The sequence below is a fragment of the Mycolicibacterium brisbanense genome (assembly GCF_001570425.1).
GTDB lineage: Bacteria > Actinomycetota > Actinomycetes > Mycobacteriales > Mycobacteriaceae > Mycobacterium > Mycobacterium brisbanense.
Window position 1 is genome coordinate 265,710 of record NZ_BCSX01000021.1, and the last position, 22,211, is coordinate 287,920.

General features: G+C 65.2%; 17 protein-coding genes. 9 read left to right on the top strand and 8 right to left on the bottom strand.

All coding sequences use genetic code 11. The features are described from left to right. Window positions 1-52: 52 nt before the first annotated feature. From RMCB_RS11095 to RMCB_RS11105, 3 genes are read right to left on the bottom strand one after another with little or no spacing between them, the layout of a single operon-like run. On the bottom strand, window positions 53-2,989 hold the full coding sequence (locus RMCB_RS11095) for an MMPL/RND family transporter (RefSeq protein ID WP_062828807.1): 2,937 nt from the start codon (window positions 2,987-2,989) through the stop codon (window positions 53-55). A 9-nt stretch (window positions 2,990-2,998) separates the two neighbouring features. Next, complete coding sequence (locus tag RMCB_RS11100) at window positions 2,999-5,881, bottom strand: MMPL/RND family transporter (RefSeq protein ID WP_062828808.1); 2,883 nt, start codon at window positions 5,879-5,881, stop codon at window positions 2,999-3,001. Continuing rightward, window positions 5,878-6,297, bottom strand: coding sequence for an MmpS family transport accessory protein (locus RMCB_RS11105; protein WP_029370291.1), 420 nt, complete (start codon window positions 6,295-6,297; stop codon window positions 5,878-5,880). The genes RMCB_RS11100 and RMCB_RS11105 overlap by 4 nt, the downstream gene beginning before the upstream one ends. An 808-nt stretch (window positions 6,298-7,105) precedes the next feature. Between RMCB_RS11105 and RMCB_RS11110 the strand changes: the two genes are divergently transcribed. From RMCB_RS11110 to RMCB_RS11120, 3 genes are all read left to right on the top strand, one after another. After that, the gene (locus RMCB_RS11110) at window positions 7,106-7,531 is read left to right on the top strand and encodes a hypothetical protein (protein WP_062828809.1); all 426 of its coding nucleotides are present in this window, start codon (window positions 7,106-7,108) and stop codon (window positions 7,529-7,531) included. A gap of 193 nt (window positions 7,532-7,724) precedes the next feature. Beyond that, window positions 7,725-8,168, top strand: coding sequence for an MmpS family transport accessory protein (locus RMCB_RS11115; protein ID WP_072278456.1), 444 nt, complete (start codon window positions 7,725-7,727; stop codon window positions 8,166-8,168). Beyond that, entirely contained in the window at window positions 8,165-11,008 is a 2,844-nt protein-coding gene (locus RMCB_RS11120; protein ID WP_062828810.1) for an MMPL/RND family transporter, read from the top strand. Before RMCB_RS11115 ends, RMCB_RS11120 begins: the two co-directional genes overlap by 4 nt. Here the strand turns inward: RMCB_RS11120 and RMCB_RS11125 are convergent. Then, window positions 10,950-12,908, bottom strand: a complete 1,959-nt coding sequence (locus RMCB_RS11125; protein WP_062828811.1) for a heavy metal translocating P-type ATPase — start codon at window positions 12,906-12,908, stop codon at window positions 10,950-10,952. The two genes, RMCB_RS11120 and RMCB_RS11125, sit on opposite strands and share 59 nt — an antisense overlap. A 95-nt stretch (window positions 12,909-13,003) precedes the next feature. Here RMCB_RS11125 and RMCB_RS11130 point away from each other — a divergent pair, with 95 nt between their 5' ends. Then, complete coding sequence (locus RMCB_RS11130; protein WP_029370286.1) at window positions 13,004-13,366, top strand: ArsR/SmtB family transcription factor; 363 nt, start codon at window positions 13,004-13,006, stop codon at window positions 13,364-13,366. Between the two features lie 6 nt (window positions 13,367-13,372). Here RMCB_RS11130 and RMCB_RS11135 read toward each other — a convergent pair whose 3' ends face one another. The 4 genes from RMCB_RS11135 to RMCB_RS11150 are packed head-to-tail and all read right to left on the bottom strand — an operon-like array spanning window position 13,373 to window position 17,287. Further along, the gene (locus RMCB_RS11135; RefSeq protein ID WP_062828812.1) at window positions 13,373-14,557 is read right to left on the bottom strand and encodes an MFS transporter; all 1,185 of its coding nucleotides are present in this window, start codon (window positions 14,555-14,557) and stop codon (window positions 13,373-13,375) included. After that, window positions 14,554-15,168 carry a phosphatase PAP2 family protein gene (locus RMCB_RS11140; protein ID WP_062828813.1) on the bottom strand — a complete coding sequence of 205 codons (615 nt, stop codon included), beginning with the start codon at window positions 15,166-15,168 and terminating at the stop codon, window positions 14,554-14,556. Before RMCB_RS11140 ends, RMCB_RS11135 begins: the two co-directional genes overlap by 4 nt. A gap of 9 nt (window positions 15,169-15,177) precedes the next feature. Further along, on the bottom strand, window positions 15,178-15,732 hold the full coding sequence (locus tag RMCB_RS11145) for a Chromate resistance protein ChrB (RefSeq protein WP_062828814.1): 555 nt from the start codon (window positions 15,730-15,732) through the stop codon (window positions 15,178-15,180). Window positions 15,733-15,781: 49 nt separating this feature from the next. After that, window positions 15,782-17,287, bottom strand: coding sequence for a PucR family transcriptional regulator (locus RMCB_RS11150; RefSeq protein WP_062828815.1), 1,506 nt, complete (start codon window positions 17,285-17,287; stop codon window positions 15,782-15,784). Window positions 17,288-17,404: 117 nt separating this feature from the next. Here RMCB_RS11150 and RMCB_RS11155 point away from each other — a divergent pair, with 117 nt between their 5' ends. The 5 genes from RMCB_RS11155 to RMCB_RS11175 are packed head-to-tail and all read left to right on the top strand — an operon-like array spanning window position 17,405 to window position 22,161. Next, window positions 17,405-18,874 carry an APC family permease gene (locus RMCB_RS11155; RefSeq protein ID WP_062828816.1) on the top strand — a complete coding sequence of 490 codons (1,470 nt, stop codon included), beginning with the start codon at window positions 17,405-17,407 and terminating at the stop codon, window positions 18,872-18,874. Continuing rightward, entirely contained in the window at window positions 18,871-19,566 is a 696-nt protein-coding gene (locus tag RMCB_RS11160; RefSeq protein WP_062828817.1) for an SDR family NAD(P)-dependent oxidoreductase, read from the top strand. The genes RMCB_RS11155 and RMCB_RS11160 overlap by 4 nt, the downstream gene beginning before the upstream one ends. Continuing rightward, window positions 19,566-20,327 carry an SDR family NAD(P)-dependent oxidoreductase gene (locus tag RMCB_RS11165; protein WP_029370277.1) on the top strand — a complete coding sequence of 254 codons (762 nt, stop codon included), beginning with the start codon at window positions 19,566-19,568 and terminating at the stop codon, window positions 20,325-20,327. Before RMCB_RS11160 ends, RMCB_RS11165 begins: the two co-directional genes overlap by 1 nt. Then, window positions 20,315-21,289, top strand: coding sequence for an agmatinase (gene speB / locus RMCB_RS11170; protein WP_062828818.1), 975 nt, complete (start codon window positions 20,315-20,317; stop codon window positions 21,287-21,289). Before RMCB_RS11165 ends, speB begins: the two co-directional genes overlap by 13 nt. Next, entirely contained in the window at window positions 21,286-22,161 is an 876-nt protein-coding gene (locus RMCB_RS11175) for a polysaccharide deacetylase family protein (protein ID WP_062828819.1), read from the top strand. The genes speB and RMCB_RS11175 overlap by 4 nt, the downstream gene beginning before the upstream one ends. Window positions 22,162-22,211 lie beyond the last annotated feature (50 nt).

Consider the following 22,211-nt stretch of genomic DNA (forward strand, 5'->3'; position numbering starts at 1 on the left):
ATCGGGCACCAGGCACGCCAAAACGCCTGTCAAGCATCGACATTCAGCTCGGTCAGTCGCGGATCTTCGCGAACTGCACCGTAGGCGCCTCATACGGGTTGAGCGGGCTTCCCAGCAGCGACCGCACCGCCGGACGCGGACCGTAGGGACGCAGCAACGCGCTGGCGGGACGCGGCCGCACGCGCTGCGGCCACCAGAACCACCGGCCGAGCAATGCCGCGATCGATGGCGTCATGAACGAACGAACGATCAAGGTGTCGAACAGAAGTCCCAGGCCGATCGTGGTACCGATCTGGCCGATGACCTGCAGCTCGCTCACCACCATGGAGGCCATGGTGGCGGCGAACACCAGCCCGGCCGACGTGACCACCTTTCCGGTACCGCCCATGGCACGGATGATGCCCGTGTTGATACCCGCGCCGATTTCTTCCTTCATGCGGGATACCAACAACAGGTTGTAGTCGGAGCCGACGGCGAGCAGGATGATCACCGACATGGCCAGCACCATCCAGTGCAGGTTGATGCCAAGGATGTACTGCCACAGCAGCACCGACATGCCGAAGGACGCACCGAGGGACAGTGCGACCGTCCCCACGATCACGAGGGCAGCGATGAAGCTGCGCGTGATGATGAGCATGATCGCGAATACCAGGCACAGCGCCGCGATCCCGGCGATCAGCAGATCGTATCCGGATCCGTCTTTCCAGTCCTTGGCGGTCGACGCAGCGCCGGCGAGGTAGATCTTGCCGCCCACCAGCGGCGTACCCTTGAGCGCTTCCTCTGCCGCAGTTCGTATTTGCTCGATTCGCTTGATGCCCTCCGGCGTTGCCGGGTCTCCGTTGTGGGAGATGATGAATCGAACGGTCTTACCGTCGGGCGACAGGAACGAATCCATCGCGCGCTTGAAATCCGGGTTCTCGAACACCTCTGGCGGCAGGAAGAACGTGTCGTCATTCTTCGCGGCATCGAACGCCTGCCCCATCGCATTGGCGTCCTTGCTCGATTCGTCCATCTGGGACAGCAGTCCGGCCATGGTGGCATGCGAGGTCAGCGTCATGTCACGCATGGTCTGCATGACGGCGATCATCTGCGGGTACTGCATCAGCAGCTGCGGCAGGATCGAAGACATCTCGTCCATGTTGTCGACCAGGACGGCGAGCTTGTCATCAAGGGCGTCAACAGAATCCAGCGCATCGAAGACCGATCGCAACGACCAGCAGATCGGGATGTCGAAGCAGTGCGGCTCCCAGTAGAAGTAGCTGCGGATCGGTCGCAGGAAATCATCGAAAAGAGCCAGATTGGCTCGCAATTCATCAGTGAGTTCCTGTAGGTCGTGCGTGTGCGCGACCATGCTCTGCATCGTTGCCGAAAGCTCTTTCATCACCTCGTAGGTGTGCTGCATGGAGTCGATCATCTTGGTCATGTCGTCGGCCTGCTTCAGCATGTCGTCGATGCGAGCCTTCTGGAACTCCGTGGCTTGCGACTGACCGGCGTTCTGCAGACTGAGCAGGAACGGGACCGACGTGTGTTCGATCGGGGTGCCCTCGGGTCGGGTGATGCCCTGCACCCGCGAGATACCGCGCACCTTGAAGATCGCCTTGGCAAGTCTGTTGAGCACCAGGAAGTCGGCCGGGTTCCGCAGATCGTGGTCGGTTTCCACCATGAGCACATCGGGTGTCACGCGCGACTGGGAGAAATGCCGTTCTGCGGCATCGAATCCCATTTTCGCCGGAATGCTGCTGGGGATGTACTGCCGGTCGTTGTAGCTGGTTTTGTACCCCGGCAGCGTCACGAGGCCGACGAGCGCGACGGCCATCGACGCGACCAGGATGGGGCCGGGCCAGCGGACCACAGCGGTGCCGATGCCACGCCAGCGATGCACCCGCAGCTTTCGCTTCGGCTCCAGCAGCCCGATGCCGGTGGCCAACGAAATGCCAGCGGGCACCAGTGTGATGGCGGCGAGGACTGAGACGACCATGCCGACCGCGCATGGGACGCCCATGGTGTGGAAATAGGGCAGCCGGGCGAAGTTCAGGCAGAACACCGCCCCGGAGATCGTCAGCCCGGATGCCAGAACGACCGGGGTGACGCTGCGGTACGTGGTGTAGTAGGCCTTTACCGGGCTCTCACCGGCTTGGCGCGCTTCTTGATATCGGCCGAAATAGAAGATGCCGTAATCGGTTCCGGCCGCGATGCTGAGGAAGACCAGCATGTTGACCGCATAGGTCGACAACACGAAGACGTCGTTGTGCCCGAGAAAGGCGACGACGCCGCGGGCCGCGGCCAATTCGAGGCCGACCATGGTCAACAGCAGGATCACCGTGATCGCCGAGCGGTAGACCAGCAGAAGCATGGTGAAGATGATCACGACGGTGACCGCGGTGATCTTCAGGATGGATTTGTTACCGCTGTGCTGGATGTCGGAGGCCAGCGGCGCTGCACCCGTGACATAGGTCTTGACCCCGTCAGGAGCCGGTATTCGAGCGACGATGTCGCGGACCGCGGCCACCGATGCGTCTCCCTCGGCGGTGCCTTGATTGCCGACGAGATTGAGCTGCACATAGGTCGCCTTGCCGTCAGGGCTCTGCACGCTTGAGGAGGTGAGCCGGTCTCCCCACAGATCCTGAACATGCTCGACGTGATCGGGATCGGCACGCAGATCGCGAATCAGCTGGTCGTAATACTTGTGGGAATCCTCACCGAGCGGCTGCTGCCCTTCCAGGACGATCATCGCCGCGCTGTCGGATTTGGATTCTTTGAAATCCTGGCCCATCCGCAGGATGGCCTTCACCGAAGGCGCATCCCTGGGCATCAGTGCGACAGAACGCTCTTCGGCGACATGCTCCAAAGCCGGGATCGCCGATTTCCACTTCCAGTCGACGGATGCCAAGGTGCTGAACAGGATCAGCGCCAGCCACGCCAGTATGACCAGTGGCGAGAGCTTACGTATCGCGCGCGCAATGAAGGGCGGCGAGTGCTCGGTCCTCATCGGCGCTCGCTAATCCCTCATCAGCAGGGAACGCACCAGCGGGCGCGGACCTACCGGTCGGAGCATCGAACTGGCGGGGCGGGGACGCACCATCTGCGGCCACCAGAACCACCGGCCCAACAGCGCGGCGATGGACGGTGTCATGAAGGCACGCACGATCAAGGTGTCGAACAACAGCCCGAGACCGATTGTCGTACCCACCTGTCCGATGGTCAGCAGATCGCTGACGATCATCGACGCCATCGTGGCTGCGAACACCAGGCCGGCGGCCGTCACCACCTTGCCGGTCCCGCCCATGGCCCGGATGATGCCGGTGTTGATGCCCGCGGCCAGTTCCTCTTTCATCCGCGACACCAACAACAGGTTGTAGTCGGAGCCGACCGCCAACAGCACGATCACCGACATCGCCAGCACGACCCAGTTGATCTGGAGGCCCAGAATGTGTTGCCAGACAAGGACGGACAGGCCGAACGACGCGCCGAGCGACATCGCCACGGTACCGACGATGACCAGCGCGGCGACCAGACTCCGCGTCATGATCAGCATGATGACGAAGATCAGGCACAGTGCCGCGACACCGGCGATCAGCAGATCGTATTTGGAGCCGTCGACCAGATCCTTCACGCCCGCAGCGGTGCCAGCGAGGGACAGTCTGGCGTTCTCCAGCGGCGTCCCCTTGAGCGCTTCCTCGGCCGCGATCTGAATCGGTTCGACTCGCGCGATGCCCTCGGGCGTCGCGGGATCGCCGCGCTGCGTGATGAGCATGCGCGCGGCCTTCCCGTCCGGCGACAGGAAGATCTTCATGATGCGCTGGAAGTCTTTGTTGTTCAGGACATCTGGGGGCAGGTAGAAGGAGTCGTCGTTCTTCGACGCATCGAACGCCTTGCCCATCGCCGTCGCGTTCTCGGTCGAATCATCCATCTGGGAGAAGATGCCGGACATGGTGCTGTGCATCGTCAGCATCATCTGACGGGTGCTCTGCATCGACTCGATCATCGGCGGGAACTGCTCGAGCATCTGCGGCATCAGGGTGTCCAAGTGGTCGAGATCCTTGACCATGATCTGCATCTTGTCGGTCACGCGGTCGACACCGTCGAGTGCGTCGAAGATCGATCGAATCGACCAGCACAGCGGGATGTCGTAGCAATGCGGTTCCCAGTACAGGTAATTGCGGATCGGCCGCCAGAAGTCATCGAAATCCGCGACATGGTCTCGCAATACCGCCATGTCCTCCTGAAGCCCGTGGGTGGTGTCGACCATCCGATGGGTCGTCGCCACCATCTCCTGCATCAGGCCGTACATGCGCTGCATGAGCGCGATCGTCTTCGACATCTCGTCGGCCTGCGTGAGCATGTCCTCCATCCGCTCCTTCTGGAACGGCAGGCTCAGCCGTTGACCGGCGTTCGACATGCTGAGCATGAACGGGATCGACGAGTGTTCGAGCTGAGTTCCCTCGGGCCGCGTGATCGACTGCACGTTGGCGATGCCCGGAACCGCGAACACCGCCTTGGCCAGCTTGTTGAGCACCAGAAGATCTGCCGGAGTGCGCATATCGTGATCCGACTCGATCAGCAAGAGGTCCGGCGTCGTCATCTTCGATTGAGGGAAATGACGCTCGGCGGCCGTGAATCCCTGATTGGCAGGAATGTCCTGCGGAATGAACTTCTGGTCACTGTAACTCGGGTTGTATCCGGGCAAGGTCAGCAGACCGATCGCCGCCACGGCGATCGTCGCGGCCAGGATGGGCGCGGGCCAGCGCACGATCGCGGTGCCGATCCGTCGCCAGCGGCGCGTCGTGACAAGTCGTTTGGGGTCGAAGAAGCCGAACCTGCTGCCGGCGGCGATCGCTGCCGGAACCAACGTGAGAGCCACCGCGACGGCCACCAATATGCCCACGGCGCCGGGGATGCCGAGCGGTTTGAAGTAGGGCAGCCGGGTGAAGCTGAGGCAGGCAATGGCGCCCGCGATCGTCACGCCGGACGCCAGGACGACCTTGGCAACTCCGTGATAGGCGGTGTAGTAGGCGGATTCCCGGTCTTCGCCTGCCTGCCGCGCCTCTTGATATCGCCCGGTGAAGAAGATCCCGTAGTCGGTTCCGGCGGCGATACCGACGGACACCAGCAGATTGACGACGTAGGTCGTGAGCCCGACGATGCCGTGCAAGCCGAGGAATGCCACCAATCCGCGGGCCACCTGCAGCTCGATGGCCACGGTCAGCAGCAGGATGATGACGGTGACGAAGGAGCGGTAGAGCAAGAGCAGCATCAGGAAGATGACCCCGATGCTGACGACCGTGATCAGGATGACCGTCCGGTTCCCGCTCTGCCCCATGTCCGCGACGATCGCGGCGGGGCCGGTCACATAGGTGTGGAGCCCCGGTGGCTGCGGCGTGTTCTTCACGACGTCCTGAACGGCCTTCACCGACTCGTTGGCCGCGGCCTGCCCGAAACTTCCGTGGAGGTTCAACTGGACGTATGCGGCCTTACCGTCGGCACTTTGAGCGGCACCGGCGGTGAGCGGATCTCCCCAGAAATCCTGGACGTGCTGGATGTGCGTCGGATCGGCCTTCAGCTGCCGAATAACGCTGTCGTAGTACTTGTGCGCCTCGTCTCCGAGCGGTTCGTCGCCCTCCAGGACGATGACCGCGACACTCTCCGAATTGGATTCCTGGAACACCTCGCCCATGCGCTTCATCGCCATGACCGACGGCGCATCCGGCGGGCTCAGCGACACCGAGTGTTTGGCCTCGACGACTTCGAGCGGAGGAATGGCGACTGTCACCAGAACCGTGATGGCCACCCATCCGAGAATGATGAGCACCGAGAACTTCCGGATGAAAGTCGCAATCCGTGAGCGAGCCTCCGGGTGAGCGACTACTTGTGCGTGGCTCATGCTGCCTTCAGAAGGCAGGAAGTAAACGCGTTCACTTCGTTCGACACCTTCTCGGCCTTGACCTCGTCGTCCACGGTGATGCGGCAGCCGATGTTGTCACTATCACCCTGGGCCATGATGCTTCCGATCGCCGTGGCCTTGGTGATGTCGAATTGCAGCGACCACGGCAGGCTGACGTTCTTGATGAACTGCGGATCGGTATTGATGTCGAAGTAGCTGATGGAAGCCACGGTGCCCGGGGATCCGAAGACTTCATAGGTCAGTCGCTTGGGGTTGAAAGGTTTGGTGTCCGCCAATTGAGTATCGGCATAAGATGGCCGCTTTTCGTTGCCGAATATGCTGTGCAGCCGGGACACGGTAAAGCCTCCGGCACTAATCACCGCGAGCACGAGTAGCGGGATCCATAACCGCCGCAGAAGCCCAAAAATCGTAGCCCTCCTCGCCTATCCCCGTACCCGGGCACCATGCTGCGGCATGTGCAGCTTGATCGCAATCCCGAGACACCACCGGGGCGCAACGTAGTCGTTGAAGACTAGACCATGCCGGATACGGGCATATAGGTCCGTTCCCCACGCGATATCTGATCGGAACGCACACTACATGCGTGCGTCACTCCCGCTTTTCTACACATAGTCTTGAATACTTCTTCGCCGGTTGCAAAACGCGCATCACATGCGATAAATAGCAAATTGACCATTTAATCCGGATATGTGCGAGATCCAGCCAGAATCCCGGATGCCGGCCGCGCTGGCGAACATCCGGCCCGGCAGGCTCGAACCTCGGATCCCGCGCCCACGGCGGCCGCAGCCGACCGGGTGATCGGATCACGCGCGGATCACGAGAAGTCAGCAAGCTGGCGGGAAACCCACACCGTCCTGCCGGATCCCGCCCGTGGCACGGCTACCCGCAGCCGCCCGCGACGCATCCGCGGGCCGCCGGATTGCAGCCCTGCGGGCCAACTCCGGCACCTGCACGGGCCCTCACAAGCATGCCCTACGCCGGACCACAGCACGGAGACCACCCTGGCCTGCGGATTTCGCGTCGCCGCAGTCGCCCGGCGCCCCGCTGCCGCACCGAAACCGCAGGTCTGCGCCGCGCGGATGCGTTGTTGTGCGGGCCTGTGAAGTTGCTTCGCGGACCGGTCGAGACCGACCTGCTGCGGTAGCGTGCTGCAGGCACGCAAGTGCACGACGCGAATTGACGGAAGCGCAAAGGAATGACCCGATGAGCTCAGCCCTATTCGGCAATCTCGCAATAATCGCCCTGGTGGCATTGTTGGCATTCGCCACTTGCATGTTCGTGTACACCATACGTTTGCGAAATCAGCCGTCGTCGCCGTTGGCCGAGGAAGTGGGCGGCACGAAAGCGGTTTTGCGCAAGCTCCGAAAACGCGAGCCGATGTCGGAAGAAGAAATCGATTTCGCGGCCCGAACCATTGCCAATCGGAGTTCGCCGATGGCATTCTCGATCCCGGCGGCTATATTCTCCCTGGGTTGTTTCTATGTACTCGGCAGCCTCGAGCAGTTGCACGGGGCGACACCCTCCGAACGAACATTCCTCGGCGTCATTCCGATGATTTCGTCCATCAACATAACCGCCCAGATATTGCGGGTCGCAAAATTGAGGAAACGCCTGCCGAAAGCGGGTTGACGCCGCGCCGGGGGTCGTCCGGCTCGGTCGTCGTGGCGCAGATTCGCGGGTCTGGCGGCACACCCACCGGCCATCGCGGGACTAGGTGGCGCTCGTGCGTTGGACTACCAGTGCCGAGCCCGTCTAATATCAACCTGTTTGATATAGGGGATGGCGGGTCCGAATCCGAGGTCGGGTGTCGAAAGGTGGTCGGGTGAGCCCTCGTTCAGCAGGAAGGACGATCCTGGCGCGCGCCTGGATGCCCCTGATCGCGGTGATCGCGTTGAGTGTGGGCGCGCTCTGCATGTGGAAGGTCCACCAAATGTCCGAACCCGGACCGGTCCTGGCGGTCAACGAACCGCAAGCGCCGCCGGAGTTCACGCCGAAAAAGCTCACCTATGAACTGTTCGGATCCGCCGGAAGCGGTGCCATGGTGTCCTACGTCGACATCGACGGACACCCGCACCAGGTCGATCTCACGGAGCTGCCGTGGTCGCACGACGAGACCACCACGCTCACCGTGGTATCCGGCAGCATCTCGGCGCAAGTGCATGGCGGCCAGGTGGGCTGCCGGATACTGGTGAACGACGTTGTCCGTGACGAACAGTCGGATGACCACCAGGACGCCGACGTCACCTGCCGGGTGAAGTCCGCGTGAGTGAGCATCGCGCGGGCCGGCCTCTGGTCGCGAAAACCGTTCGCGCTTTTGCTGTTCCGATCATCGTGTTCTGGGCCCTGCTGGCGGTGACCACCAATACCTTTGTGCCGCAGGTCGAACGCGTTGCCGAGGAACTCGCCGGGCCGCTGGTTCCGCACTACGCGCCGTCACAGGTGGCCATGCTGCGGATCGGCGAGAAATTTCAGGAGTCGACCTCCACCAGCATGACGATGCTGGTACTGGAAGCCGACCACCCGCTCGGCGCGCCTGAGCATCAGTACTACGACGACCTGGTGCGTCGACTGAAAGCCGACACCGCGCATGTGCAGTATGTGATGGACACCTGGGGCAAGCCGATAACCGCTGCGGGGGCACAGAGCCTCGACGGCAAAGCTGCCTACGTGCTGCTGCGGCTGGCCGGCGACATCGGTCAGATCCAGGCCAATGACTCGGTGCAGGCGGTACGCAACATGATCGCCCACGACACACCGCCACCGGGGCTCAAGGTCTACGTCAGCGGCGCGGCACCGCTGGCCGCGGACACGGTGAACATCGCGAATTCGAGCCTGAACAACATCACGATCGTCACGATCTTCCTGATCATCTTCATGCTCCTGCTGGTGTACCGCTCCATCACCACCATGCTGGTGCCGTTGTTCGGGGTGTTGGTGCTCATGCTCGCGGCCAAAGGCGTCATCGCGACCCTCGGACATTTCGGCTACATCGAGCTGTCCTCGTTCGCCGTCAACATGGTCGTATCGCTCACCTTGGGCGCCGGAACGGATTACGGCATCTTCCTGACGGGCCGCTACCACGAGGCCCGGCTGGCAGGAGAAAGTCGCGAGGACGCCTACTACACCGCGTACCGCGGCGTGTCACACGTCATCATCGGCTCCGGACTCACCATCGCCGGTGCCGCATTCTGCCTGAGTTTCGCCCGGCTCAACTACTTTCACACCATGGGGCCTGCCGTGGCCATCAGCATGGTGTTGACAGTCGCCGGAGCGCTGACCATCGGACCGGCACTGCTGAGCGTGGGCAGCCTCTTCGGCCTCTTCGATCCGAAGCGTCAGGCCGGGGCCAAGCTGTACCGGCGGATCGGCACGAGCGTGGTGCGCTGGCCCAAACCGATCCTGGTCGCCAGTGTCACGCTCGTCGCGCTCGGAGCGGTTTTCGTGCCGACCTACCAGGTCAGTTTCGACGACCGGACGTACCAGCCGGCCGACGCGCCCGCCAACCAGGGATTCCAGGCGGCGGATCGCCACTTCCCCAAGAGCAAGCTGTTTTCCGAGATGCTGATGATCGAGTCCGACCACGACATGCGCAACTCGGCTGACTTCATCTCGCTGGACCGCGCGGCCAAGGCACTCATCCGGCTGCCCGGCGTTGCCATGGTGCAGAGCATCACCCGGCCCATGGGGCGGGCGCTCGAGCACGCAAGCCTCCCTTACCTGTTCACCACGCAAGGCAGCGGCAACGGCCAGCAGTTGCCTTTCACGCGGCAGATGAACAGCAATACCGATCAGCAGGCCCAGATCATGGCGCACACCATCACGGTGCTGCGCCAGACGATCGACCTGACCCAGAAACTCGCCGACGAGTTGCACAACACCGTGGTCACCATGGAGGACATGGAGCAGGTCACCGAGCAGATGCGGGACCAGGTGGCCAACCTCGACGACTTCATGAGGCCGCTGCGCAACTACTTCTATTGGGAGCCACACTGTTTCGACATTCCGGCATGCTGGGCGTTCCGGTCGCTGTTCGACATGCTCGACAGCGTCGACAGCCTGGCCGGTGACATCAAGGATGCCGTGGGCTCCTTGGAGGTGGTCGACAAACTGTTGCCGCAGATGGTGTCCCAGCTCAAGATCATGGCCGACGACATGCAGGGACTGCAGGCACTGATCGTCAACACCTATGGCCCGTCGAACATTCAGGCCGACAACACCGATCAGACCTTCGACGACATGATCAACGTGGGCAACGACTTCGACACCTCGCGCAGCGATGACTTCTTCTACATACCGCGGGAGGCGTTCGACAACGAGGACATCAAAACCGGTATGGCACTGATGATGTCGCCGGACGGCAAGGCCGCGCGCTTCATCGTCACCCACGAGGGCAACGCCATGGGGCCCGAAGGCATCGAGCACGTCGAGCAGTTCCCCGACGCGATCAAGATCGCCTTGAAGGAGACCTCGTTGGCGGGCTCGAAGATCTACATCGGCGGCTCGGGCTCCAACAACAGAGACATCCAGCAGTACGCCAAGTCCGATCTGCTCATCGCCGCCATCGCCGCGTTCGTGCTGATCTTCCTCATCATGATGGTGATCACGCGTTCTCTGGTGGCCGCCTTGGTGATTCCCGGGACGGTGGCCTTCTCCTACGCCGGTGCGTTCGGATTGTCCGTGCTGATTTGGCAGCATCTGATCGGCCTGCACCTGCACTGGCTGATTCTGCCGCTGACGTTCATCATCCTGGTGGCGGTCGGTTCGGACTACAACCTGCTGTTGATCGCTCGGCTCAAAGAGGAGGTCCACGCTGGACTGAACACCGGGCTGATCCGCGCGCTGGGCAGTACCGGTGGTGTGGTGACCTCCGCCGGTTTGGTGTTCGCCTTCACGATGCTGGCGATGCTCTCCAGCGATCTACGCACCATCGGCCAGGTCGGCTCGACGGTATGCATCGGGCTGTTGCTCGACACCCTGATCGTGCGATCGTTCATCGTGCCGTGCCTCGTCCGATTGCTCGGGCCCTGGTTCTGGTGGCCGACGCTGGTCAGGTCGCGTCCGCTGCGGTCCGCCACGCCGCACTACGCAACAGCCGAAGCCCGTTGAGCCCCACGATGACTGTGGATCCTTCGTGTCCGGCCACTCCCAACGGCAACGGCAAGGTCGCCGCGAGGTCCCAAACAACCAGCGCGGCAATGAATGTCGCGGCGATCACCAGGTTCGCGACGACCACGCGGCGGGCACGACGCGACAGCGCGACCACGGTGGCGACCGCGCTCAGGTCGTCGCCGATGACCACGGCATCGGCGGTCTGCAACGTCAGATCCGACCCGGCCCCGCCCATGGCGAGACCCACGTGCGCCGCGGCCAACGCGGGTGCGTCGTTGATCCCGTCGCCGACCATCGCCAATCGCGTTCCGTCGGCCTGCAATTCCGCGACAGCGGAGACCTTGTCGTGCGGAAGCAGACCGGCACGGACATCGGTGATGCCCACCCGGTCGGCCAAGATCGTGGCGGCAGTCTGGTTGTCGCCGGTCAACAGCACCGGCGTGCGCCCGGTAAGCCGGGCGGCGGCAGCCACCGCATCGGCGGCGTCCGGCCGCAGCTGGTCCGTCAGTCCCAGCACCGCGACTGGCCGGTCGGCGACGCTCACGATCACCGCTGTGCAGCCCCGCTGCTGCGCGAGGGCGACGACCTCCGCTTCCGCGCGGTCGAGGCCGCCCGGCAACCCCGTCGGCGATGCGACGCTGACGCGTTCGCCGTTGACGGTCGCGCTGACGCCGAGCCCCGGCTTCGCGCTGAAGTCCGTGGCGTCGGGCCATCGCAGACCGCGGGCCTTCGCGGCGTGCACAATCGCCGCGCCGAGCGGATGCTCGCTGGGGTGCTCGGCCGCGGCTGCCAGCGCCAGCGCGTCGTCGTCGGTCATACCTGGTGCGAGAACGTGGATTTCGCCGAATTCGGGGATGCCGCGGGTCAGGGTTCCGGTCTTGTCGAACGCGACCGCGGTGGTGGTGCCGAGTTGCTCCATGACGACGGCAGACTTGACCAGGACGCCGTGCCTGCCGGCGTTGGCGATCGCCGCGAGCAGCGGAGGCATGGTCGCCAGCACCACGGCGCACGGCGACGCCACGATCATGAAGGTCATCGCGCGCAGCAGTGACGCTTGCAAGGTGTCGCCGAACAGCAGCGGGATGACGAACACGGCGACGGTGACCGCGACCATGCCGATCGAGTAGCGCTGCTCGATCTTCTCGATGAACAGCTGCGTGCGGGCCTTGGTCTGGCCGGCCTCGTGCACCAGCGCGGCGATCCGGGCGACCACCGAGTCCTCGGCTCGGCGGTCCACCCGGATGCGCAGTGCCCCAGTGCCGTTGAGTGTCCCGGCGAAGACCTCGTCTCCCGCGGATTTGTCCACCGGCAGCGGTTCGCCGGTGATGGTGGCCTGGTCGATCTCGCTGGCACCGGCGATCACGGTGGCGTCGGCACCGACGCGCTCCCCGGGCCGCACCAGCACCACATCACCGACCTCAAGGTCGGCGACCCTGACGGTCTCCTCGCGCCCGTCCTCGGATACTCGGGTGGCGCTGTCCGGCGCGAGGTCGAGCAGGCCGCGCACCGCGTCCTCGGTACGAGCGGTGGCAAGCGCCTCCAGCGCACCGGAGGTCGCAAAAATCACGATCAACAGGGCCCCGTCGGTGATCTGCCCGATGGCGGCCGCCCCGATCGCTGCGGCGCCCATCAACAGGTCCACATCCAAGGTCTTCTCGCGCAATGCCTGCAGCCCGGCCAGTGCCGGTTCCCAACCGCCGGTCAGGTAGCCGGCCAAGTACAACGCCCACCAGGACCACGCGGGCCCTCCCATGAGCTGGGCCGCCAGCCCCGCCAGAAACAGCGCCAATGATGCTGCAGCCCAGCGGGTTTCGGGTAGATCGAAGGCTCTGCGCCGCCCAGGAAGTGCTGACGAAGCGACCCTGGCCGGCCGGGCGGCCTCCGTGAGCGCCGGCATGACGCCACCTCCAACGACAGATGAGCAGGTACCGTCGAGACGATATCAGAACACATGAACATGTCTTCATTCGTTGTGGTTAGTACACTGCAACGATGGGGCACGGTGTCGAAGGTCGTGATCGCCCTGCCGGGCGGCTCGACGCGGATGCCGCCGCGCAGGTGGCCACGACACTGCAAGCGCTCGCCACACCGAGCCGACTGATGATCCTGACCGAGCTGCGCCAGGGCGCATGCTCGGTCTCGGAGTTGGCCGACGCCATCGGATTGGAGCAATCCCTGGTCTCGCATCAGCTCCGCCTGTTGCGCAATCTGGGGCTGGTCACCGGGACGCGCTCCGGCCGCAGCATCGTCTACAGCCTGTACGACAACCACGTTGCCCAACTGCTCGACGAAGCCGTCTACCACAGCGAGCACCTGCGACTCGGCCTCACCGACCGCAGCAACGAGGTCGGCTGAGCGTCGCTACGGTTCCACAGTCCGTCGTGAACGTGTCGCCCCGACGAGGGCGGCCAGCGCGGCCAACACCAGGCTGATCGCCAGCATTCCGGCGTTCAGCGTCAACGCGGTGGCGACGGCACCGACGAGCAGCGGTCCCCCGGCATCACCGAGCTCACGACCGATCTCAGCGGATCCCATGGTCTGACCGAGCCGTTCGGGTGGGCTGCTCTGGGCGAGGTGCGCGAAGCCGAGCGGGGTGATCAGTCCGGTGCCGGCCCCGATGGTTACCGCCGCCAACAGGATGCCTGCGAGCGCCGGCACCACGGTGGCGAGCGCGATTCCGGTGGCGGCCAGCAGCAGGCCGACGGTCATGCCGGTTCGGTCCCGCAGCCGCCCGGCGTCCCGCGCGCGGCCCACCCTCGGCTGGATCAGCGCGGCAGCAGCCGCCAACACCGACACGGCCGCACCGGTGGCCAGGGGCCCGAGGCCGTGGCGGGCGCCGATCGCCGGCAGGAACCCGACGCCGACAGCCAGAGCCGCAGTGGCGCCTGCCAGAGCGGCGGTGGGCCGCAAGAAACTGCCGCTGGCCAGGCGACGCGCGAGGTCCACAACGGTCTGGCGCTTCTTCGGGAGCACCTCCACGGAAGGCACCACCACCAGCGCCCAGCCGGCCACGACGGCTGCGAGCACCGCCAGGGTGCTGAACAGCAGCCGGTATCCGTCCACCGTGATCAGGACGCCACCGAGGACCGGCCCGAGGGTGTACCCGATGCCTTTCCACGCGCCATAGCTGCCGAAGGCCCGGCCGTGCGCGGTGGCCGGCGTCAACCGGGCAACCATCGCTCCGGCGGCCGGAGAGAACGCGGCAGCCGCGGCGCCCTGGCCGAACCGGGCCAACCCGATCAGACCGGGATTGCCTGCGAGCACGAACGCGGCGGATGCCAGTGCGAACGCCACCAGACCGCCGAGCAGCACGGGGCGCGCGCCGACGCGGTCTGCGAGCGTTCCGAACACGGGTTTGAGCAGGACTTCCGCGCCGTCGTACACCGCGAGCAGCAGACCCAACGTGAGCAGGCTGGTGTGTTCTGCCTGTGTGTAACCCGCGAGGCTGGCGGCGATGCTGTGTGCCCCAAATGCAGTGACGAAAGCCGCGGCGTACAGCGGCAGCAATCGGGCCCGCGCAACAGGCGCCTGCCCACCCGTCGTCACAACGACTTCTTCTGTGTCACAGCAGTATCCGTTCCCTGCGTCGTGAACAGAATGCTCAGCGGGGTGCCGCTCAGCGCCGTCAGCACGCGACGCAGGAGGGGCCGCACGAGTAAGTAGCCACCGAGGCTGACCATGGCGCCGAACACCAACCCGGCCACGACATCCTGCGGATAGTGGGCGCCGATGTACACCCGGGCGAAGGCCATAACCGCTGCCGCGATCGCAGCGAGAACACCGAGACGCCAACGCACCAGCCATAATCCGGCCGTCACGGCACCGGCCATGACCGCGTGATCACTGGGGAATCCGGGATCGGTGTTGCAGTGCAGCACCACGATGTCGTGAAGAGCCTGACATGGCCGTACTTCGTTCACCACCGCCGCAACCGGCTGATTCACGGCCAACGCCGCGAGCATCCCCAACGGGGCCCACGCCGCCGCGACCATACGAGCGGGATCCGCATCGCTACGGGCCGTCCACCATCCGGCCAGCAGCAGCGCCGCGAACAACACGACTCCGTAGGCGGCGTATCCGGACACGATCGCGTGCAGCCACGGTGTGTCCCGGGCAAAGTGGTTGATGACGTAGAAGATTCGGGTGTCGGTGGTCACGGTGCGGTCTCACATCTGGTGCAGGGCCGCGAAGACCCGTTCGGTGTAGTCGGCCAAGCGATCGGCACAGTGCTTGAGTCTCTGGTCGGCCTCCGTGGCAGCCGATGCGCCGAACACGTCACGGGCCTTGATGTCGCGGTGCCAGCGGCGTAACCGCTCCAGACTCTGTTCCTCTTCCTCGAGTTCGGCCATGGTGAACTTGCCCTTGGCGATCTCCTTGTCGATCTCTGCGTCGAAACCCACACAGTCAGAGAGGAATTCCGCCCACTCCTCGGCACGCTCGGCGGTGAACATGGCCTCGAGGCGGGCCGCATCGGGCTCGTGGCGGCCTGCGGCGTCGAGCATCAGCACCTCGCCATCTCCGCGTCGGGCCAGTTCGGTCACGCGGGCAACTCCTTCTGCGAAGACCGGCACGTCCGGGACAACCCACACGCCCTGACCGATCTGCAACGCGCCTACGCGGCGAAGCTCGCGCCACACCGCGACGCGGTGCCGTGACGGCTCCGCCGGTACCCGCACCACCAGCACGAGCCAGCGCACCACCGCATCGCGTTGCTCTGTCACGTCATGAAATGTAACAGCCGTTACTTCGCGTCGGCCAACCGGCGCCCGATCACGCATCCGGTGCGACGACGAGGTCCCGGGCTCGCAGGGCCAGCCACAGCTCCGCGATATGGGCGGTGGCGGCGAGGTTGCGGCCGGTGATCTCTTCGATGCGCCGCAGTCGATAGGCGACCGTCTGCCGATGCACGCCGACCTCGTCGGCCGTGAGCTGCCACGACTTGTCCAGCCGCAGAAACGTGTCGAGCGTCTCGACGAGCGTGGTGCCGTGTTCGGTGTCGTAGGCCAGCAAGTCGCCAAGCACGCGGTCAACCACGAGTTGTGCCTCGTCGGCGTCCCGCAGGACCGATAGCAGCGTCGCGTCGGCGTAATGACACTGGCGCTCCGCCATGTTCGCGGCGTCGCGCACCGCCCAGTTGGCCTCCCGGACCGCCGCAGGCGCCCGCCCGGTGGCCACGAGCGGATCGCTGATCCCGAGCAATGCGTCAGGTCCCAGCCGACGGCGCAGCACCGCCAGCGCCTGGGGGCCCGCCGGGAGCAGTGCGTAGAGCAATCCGGCCCGACGCAACAGCAGATGCGGGATCCGGTGGCGATCGAGGCTCAGGTGCAGATCGCGTTCCCCCGTGCTGCTGCCGCCCTGTGCCGCCACGAGCACACAGCGTTCGGCCGGTAACCCGGCCTCATCGAGTTGACGCGACAGCTCGCGTTCGCCCAACCGCAGATCCATCACGTTGGCCAAGGTCTCGGCGCCCAATCGGCGCCGATGCTCACGGCGGATGCCCTGTTGCACCAGAAGTACCCCCGCGGCAGTGGCCACGTGTTGCAGGACGACGAGATCGGGCGGCGCGCCGCGGAAGTCGTACGTCACCAGCACCGTCGGATCCGGATCGGGGACCTCCACGATCTGGCCCCGGAAGCCATCGGCATCCAAGTGCAGAACTCCGGGGAGCATCCCGCCGCGTTGCGCGATGAGATCGACGACCGCGCGTCGCAGCCTCTCGGGCGGCTCAACGCTGCCGTCGAGCACCGCGGTACCGGTCTCACCGTCGAGAAGGGCCAAGCGACAACGTAATTCCCGGGAAAACTGGTCGAGGATCCCGCCCTTGCCCGGGTTGAGCACCGACCGCTGGATCAGGGTGTAGACACGTTCGGTCATGGCGAGCCGCCGGCCTTCGTCGGACATGTTGGCCTCGGCGACAGCTCGCCCGATGGTGGTGAACCCCGCCGAGAACGGCGCGATGAGGATCGGCAGGCCCAACTCGTCGGCGACATCGACCGCGTCCTGCTGCAGTTCCGGGGTGTCGGGATCCATACCGAGCACGAGGCCTGCGGTACCGGTGTCGGACAACGCGCGCAGCAGTGCAACCTGGGACTCGACGTCGGCCGGCAGGGTGCGGCCGTTCTTCATCAACAGCTCTCCACCGGTCATCCACTCCCACGGAGTGTTCAGATCGGACGCCTGGGCCCAGGTCACATGCCTGTCGACGCCCTTGCCGCCCGCGCGCAGCCGCAGCCGCAGGTGGGGCATCTCGATGAGATCAAGCACCGTCGGCCCCATGGTTCCTCCCGTACTCAGAGCTGAATGATATCTACGAATTCGTACTGGTTGAGTATTCACCCGGGTGCAGGACCGCTGCATAGTCAACGCTCAACACCTTCTGTGAGGAGCGCCCCCATGCGTCCGGACACCCGAAGTCACAACACCCCGGCCGGCCCCGCCAACCACGAGGTCGAGAAACTCAACCGCGGATTCACCCTCCGCTCGGCGTTCTCCCTGGCCTTCGCCGACGTATCACCGATCGTCGCGCTCTACGCGATCTTCACGTTGGGCCTTTTCACCGCCGGACCCCGGTTCTTCTGGGCCTTCCCGATCGTGCTCATCGGCCAGTTGGCCGTGGCGGCCGTGTTCGGCGAGCTGTCCTCCCGGTGGCCCTACGCCGGCAGCGTGTATCAGTGGGCACGCCACGTGCGTGGCACGACCGCGGGATGGACCGCCGCATGGGCCTACATGTGGGGCCTGACCATCGCGCTCTCGACGCTGGCGTACGCCGCCGCCGGATTCCTCCTCGAAGTGCTCGGCGTCGAGGAACGCAGCCGGTGGACCACGACGCTCGTGGCCATCGCGATCATCGCGATCGGCACCGCGACCAACATGATCGGCCGGCGGGTGCTCAAGGTGATGGTGATCGCGAGCATCACGTGCGAAATCCTCGGATCGGTCGGGCTGGGCATCGTGCTGCTGATCTTCTATCGCGAGAACCCGTTCTCCGCACTGCTGCACGGGTTGCCCGACTCAGGCGGCTGGATGTCTGGCCCGATGCTGCTGGCCATCGCCTACGCGGGCTGGGCATTCGTCGGGTTCGAGTCGGCGGGCTCGATCGCCGAAGAGGTCGAAGACCCCGCCCGCAACGTGCCCAAGGCCATCGTCGGCAGCCTGTTCGGTGTCGGCCTGATCGTCATGTTCTCCAGTGCCGCACTGATTTTGGCCATTCCCGATCTCGACAAGGTGCTCACCGAGCAGACCGGGGACCCGGTCGCAGGCACCCTGACCGCACATCTGGGATCCGGGATCGCCAAACCGCTGCTCATCATGTTCGTCATCGGCTTCATCTCCAGCTTCCTCGCGGTACAGGCTGCGGTGTCCCGGTGCATCTGGGGTGCCGCGCGCGACCGCGGGTTGCCGGCGTCCAAACTGTTCAGCAAGCTGGCCGGGCCGGAGCGCATGCCGATCAACGCCATCGGTCTCACCGCTGCCGTCGCGATCGCGCTCGTGCTGCTGGCCGGCTCCAACTTCTACAACATCCTGGTCAACTTCACGGTCATCGGCTTCTACATCGCCTTCGGTATCCCGGTGCTGGGTGCCGCATGGGCCCGGCTGACGGGCCGCTGGACGCCAGGGGTGTTCACCCTGGGCCGCTGGGGCGCCCCGGTCACCTACTTCGCCGCCGTGTGGATCGTGGCCCAGACGATCAACGTCGTGTGGCCCCGGGTGCAGCCGGGCCAGCCGTGGTACATCAACTGGAGCATGGTCATCACCACGGTGGTGCTCGGCGCGATCGGCGCGGTGATCTACGTGAGCCTTCGCGGACGCATCGCCGAGCCGGTTGCCGACCGCTTGCGGCTCGAAGAGCAGGCGGGGCTGTGAGGCCGCGCGTCGCGGTGGTGACGGGCGCGGCGTCGGGTATCGGCGCGGCCATCAGTACCGAACTGGCAGACCACGGATGGCTGGTCGCAGGGCTGGACCTGCGGCCCGGCGACGTCCCCGAACTGTCGGTGACGGCGGACATTTCCGATGCGGATCAGGTCCGCGAAGCCATCGGTGTCGTCCACGAGGAGCTCGGCCCGATCGACGCGCTGGTCACCGCCGCCGGTTACTACGAGATGGTGCCGATTTCGAATATCACCGCGCAGGCGTGGACGCGCATGCTGCGAGTACACCTCGGAGGCCTGCGCAACACCACCTGCGCGGTCCTGCCGGAGATGCGTGAACGGCACAGCGGCGCCATCGTCGCGATCACATCGGAACTGGCGATCGGCGGTGGTGACGGCGACGCCCACTACGCGGCCGCGAAGGGCGCCATCATCGGATTCGTCCGGAGCCTGGCAACCGAAGTGGCGGCGGACGGCATCCGCGTCAACGCGGTCGCACCCGGCCCGACGGACACCCCGCTGCTCGCGGCGGATTCCCCATGGCGGGCTCCCGACTACCTCGCGACGCTTCCGGCGGGACGCTTGTGCCGGCCCGATGAAGTGGCACAGGTGGTGCAGTTTCTGATCGACGAATCTTCCTTCTGCACCGGCGAAGTCGTGTCGCCCAACAGCGGAGCGGTGATCTGATGAGTTCACGCCGCATCCCCGTCGCGGTCGTCACGGGAGCCACGCAAGGCATCGGGCGGGCCATCGCCGAGCACCTGGCCGGTGATGGCTACTACGTCGGCGTCAACGGCCGCAGCGAGACGCCCCAGATGAAGGAGGTCGTCGAAACCGTCCGCGGGTTCGCCGTGCCCGCCGACATCTACGACCGTGCCGCGGTCTCGGAAGCCATCGCCGAGATCGACCGGCGGCACGACGGCATCGACGTCCTGGTGTGCAACGCGGCCTACATGTCGATGGCACCGCTGACCGACCACGATGAGGACGACTGGTGGAAGGTGGTCGACACCAACCTCGGTGGAACGTTCCACACCATTGCGGCCGTCCTGCCCGGCATGCGCCGAATCGGCCACGGGCGCATCGTGATCGTGACGTCCGAATGGGGTGTCACGGGCTGGCCCAACGCCACCGCGTACGCCGCATCGAAGGCGGGCCTGATCGCCCTCACCAAGACCTTGGGTCGCGAACTGGCCCGCGAGAACATCGTCGTCAACGCCGTGGCGCCCGGCGTCATCGACACCCCGCAACTCGAGGTCGACGCCGCCGACGCGGGTATCAGCCTCACCGAGATGCACCAGCGGTATGCCGACGGCATACCGCTCGGCCGGATCGGCCATCCCGAGGAGATCGCTTCGGCCGTCGCGCTGTTGGTGCGGCCGCAGCTGGGATCGATCATCGGGCAGACAATCCAGATCAACGGAGGGACCACTCGATGCAGAGTTTGACCAACGGACAGCCCGGCGCCGCCGCCGGGACGACCGGCCCAGTCGACGGACTGCAGGTCCCGCGCTACGCCGGACACACCACGTTCGCCCGGCTCCCGCGCATCGAGGACGTACAGCGGCACGACATCGCGGTCGTCGGTATCCCGTTCGACACCGGGGTGACCTACCGGCCCGGTGCCCGCTTCGGGCCTGCGCACATCCGTCAATCGTCGCGGCTGCTGCGCCCGTACAACCCGGCACTGGACGTCGAACCGTTCGCCCATCGCCAGGTGGTCGACGCCGGTGACCTCACGTTCAACCCGTTCGACATCGAGGCCGCCGTCGCGCAGATCGAGCAGGGTGCCGTCGAGCTCATCCGCGACGGAGCAACCCTGGTCTCACTCGGCGGTGACCACACCATCGCCTACCCACTCCTGAAGGCCGTCAACAGGATTCACGGTCAAGTGGCACTCGTGCACTTCGACGCCCACCTCGACACGTGGGACACCTACTTCAACACCCCGCTGACCCACGGCACGCCGTTCCGTCGCGCTGCCGAAGAAGGGTTGTTCGTCTCGGGGCACAGCGCGCACGTCGGGATCCGCGGGTCGCTGTACTCACGGAACGATCTGACCGAAGATGCCGACATGGGGTTCCACGTGGTGCACTGTCGCGATCTTCACCGCCGGTCGATCGACGACATCGTCGACGAGCTGCGGCGCAGCATCGGCGATCTGCCGTTGTACGTATCGGTCGACATCGACGTCCTCGATCCCGCACACGCGCCGGGCACCGGGACACCTGAGGCGGGGGGTATGACGAGTCGCGAATTGCTGGAGATCGTAAGAGGATTCGACGGCCTCAACCTCGTGGCCGCCGACATCGTCGAAGTGGCACCCGCCTACGACCACGCCGAGATCACCGGCGTCGCGGCGGCGAACCTCGGCTACGAGTTCGTCTCGTTGCTGGCGAGGAAGGCATGACGACACACCCCGCGGAGCCGGTGTCGTGGCCGGACGGCCGCCGCGCCGCCGCAAGCTTCACCTTCGATGTGGACGCCGAATCGGCTCTCCTCGGGGTGGATACCGCGTTGGCCGGTCGAATGTCGGTGATGTCCCATCAGGCCTATGGGCCGCTCGTGGGTGTCCCCCGCATCTTGGCCCTCCTCGCGCGCCACGATGTGCGGTCGACGTTCTTCGTGCCCGGATACACGGCAGTGCGCTACCCCGACGTCGTGCGCGCCATCGCCGACGCAGGGCACGAGATCGCGCACCACGGTTACCTGCACGAGGTGCTGACAGGCATGACGCCCGAGCAGGAAGGCGTCGTGATCGACCGCGGCATCGAGGCGCTCTCCGCGGTGACCGGCACAGCGCCGGCCGGGTTCCGGGCACCCATGTGGGAACTCAACTGGCACACCCCGAATCTCTTGGCCGAGCGTGGGTTTCTTTACGACACGAGTTTGATGGATGCCGACCACCCGTATGAGTTGGCCGTGGCCGGTGGCGGGCAGCTCGTCGAGATCCCGATCCAGTGGGCCCTCGACGACTGGGAGCAGTACTGCTACATCCCGGACATCTCGGGGTCCGGATTGATCGAAAGCCCCCGCAAGGCAGCAGAGATCTGGCGACTGGAGTTCGAAGGGCTGCGTTCGGCCGGCGGGTGCTTCGTGTTGACCAATCACCCGTTCCTGTCGGGACGGCCATCGCGCGCGGCGGCGTTGGAGGAACTCGTCGAGTACGTGGCTTCCTGTTCCGATGTGTGGCTGGCGCCGCTGCACGAGATCGCGACGCATGTCCGGGGACTGGCGCTGCCCCCACGGTCGATCGTGCGACCCGATCCAGCCCAGTTCTGAACCAGGATGGCCGGCCGCCGGCTGGACCGGATCGCGGTGACTAAACCGTT

Coding starts and splice junctions, on each gene's coding strand:
- RMCB_RS11165 (WP_029370277.1), top strand. CDS start 19,566: ATGAGTTCACGCCGCATCCCCGTCGCGGTCGTCACGGGAGCCACGCAA.
- RMCB_RS11175 (WP_062828819.1), top strand. CDS start 21,286: ATGACGACACACCCCGCGGAGCCGGTGTCGTGGCCGGACGGCCGCCGC.
- RMCB_RS11095 (WP_062828807.1), bottom strand. CDS start 2,989: ATGAGGACCGAGCACTCGCCGCCCTTCATTGCGCGCGCGATACGTAAG.
- RMCB_RS11155 (WP_062828816.1), top strand. CDS start 17,405: ATGCGTCCGGACACCCGAAGTCACAACACCCCGGCCGGCCCCGCCAAC.
- RMCB_RS11130 (WP_029370286.1), top strand. CDS start 13,004: ATGGGGCACGGTGTCGAAGGTCGTGATCGCCCTGCCGGGCGGCTCGAC.
- RMCB_RS11110 (WP_062828809.1), top strand. CDS start 7,106: ATGAGCTCAGCCCTATTCGGCAATCTCGCAATAATCGCCCTGGTGGCA.
- speB (WP_062828818.1), top strand. CDS start 20,315: ATGCAGAGTTTGACCAACGGACAGCCCGGCGCCGCCGCCGGGACGACC.
- RMCB_RS11100 (WP_062828808.1), bottom strand. CDS start 5,881: ATGAGCCACGCACAAGTAGTCGCTCACCCGGAGGCTCGCTCACGGATT.
- RMCB_RS11150 (WP_062828815.1), bottom strand. CDS start 17,287: ATGGGGCCGACGGTGCTTGATCTCATCGAGATGCCCCACCTGCGGCTG.
- RMCB_RS11125 (WP_062828811.1), bottom strand. CDS start 12,908: ATGCCGGCGCTCACGGAGGCCGCCCGGCCGGCCAGGGTCGCTTCGTCA.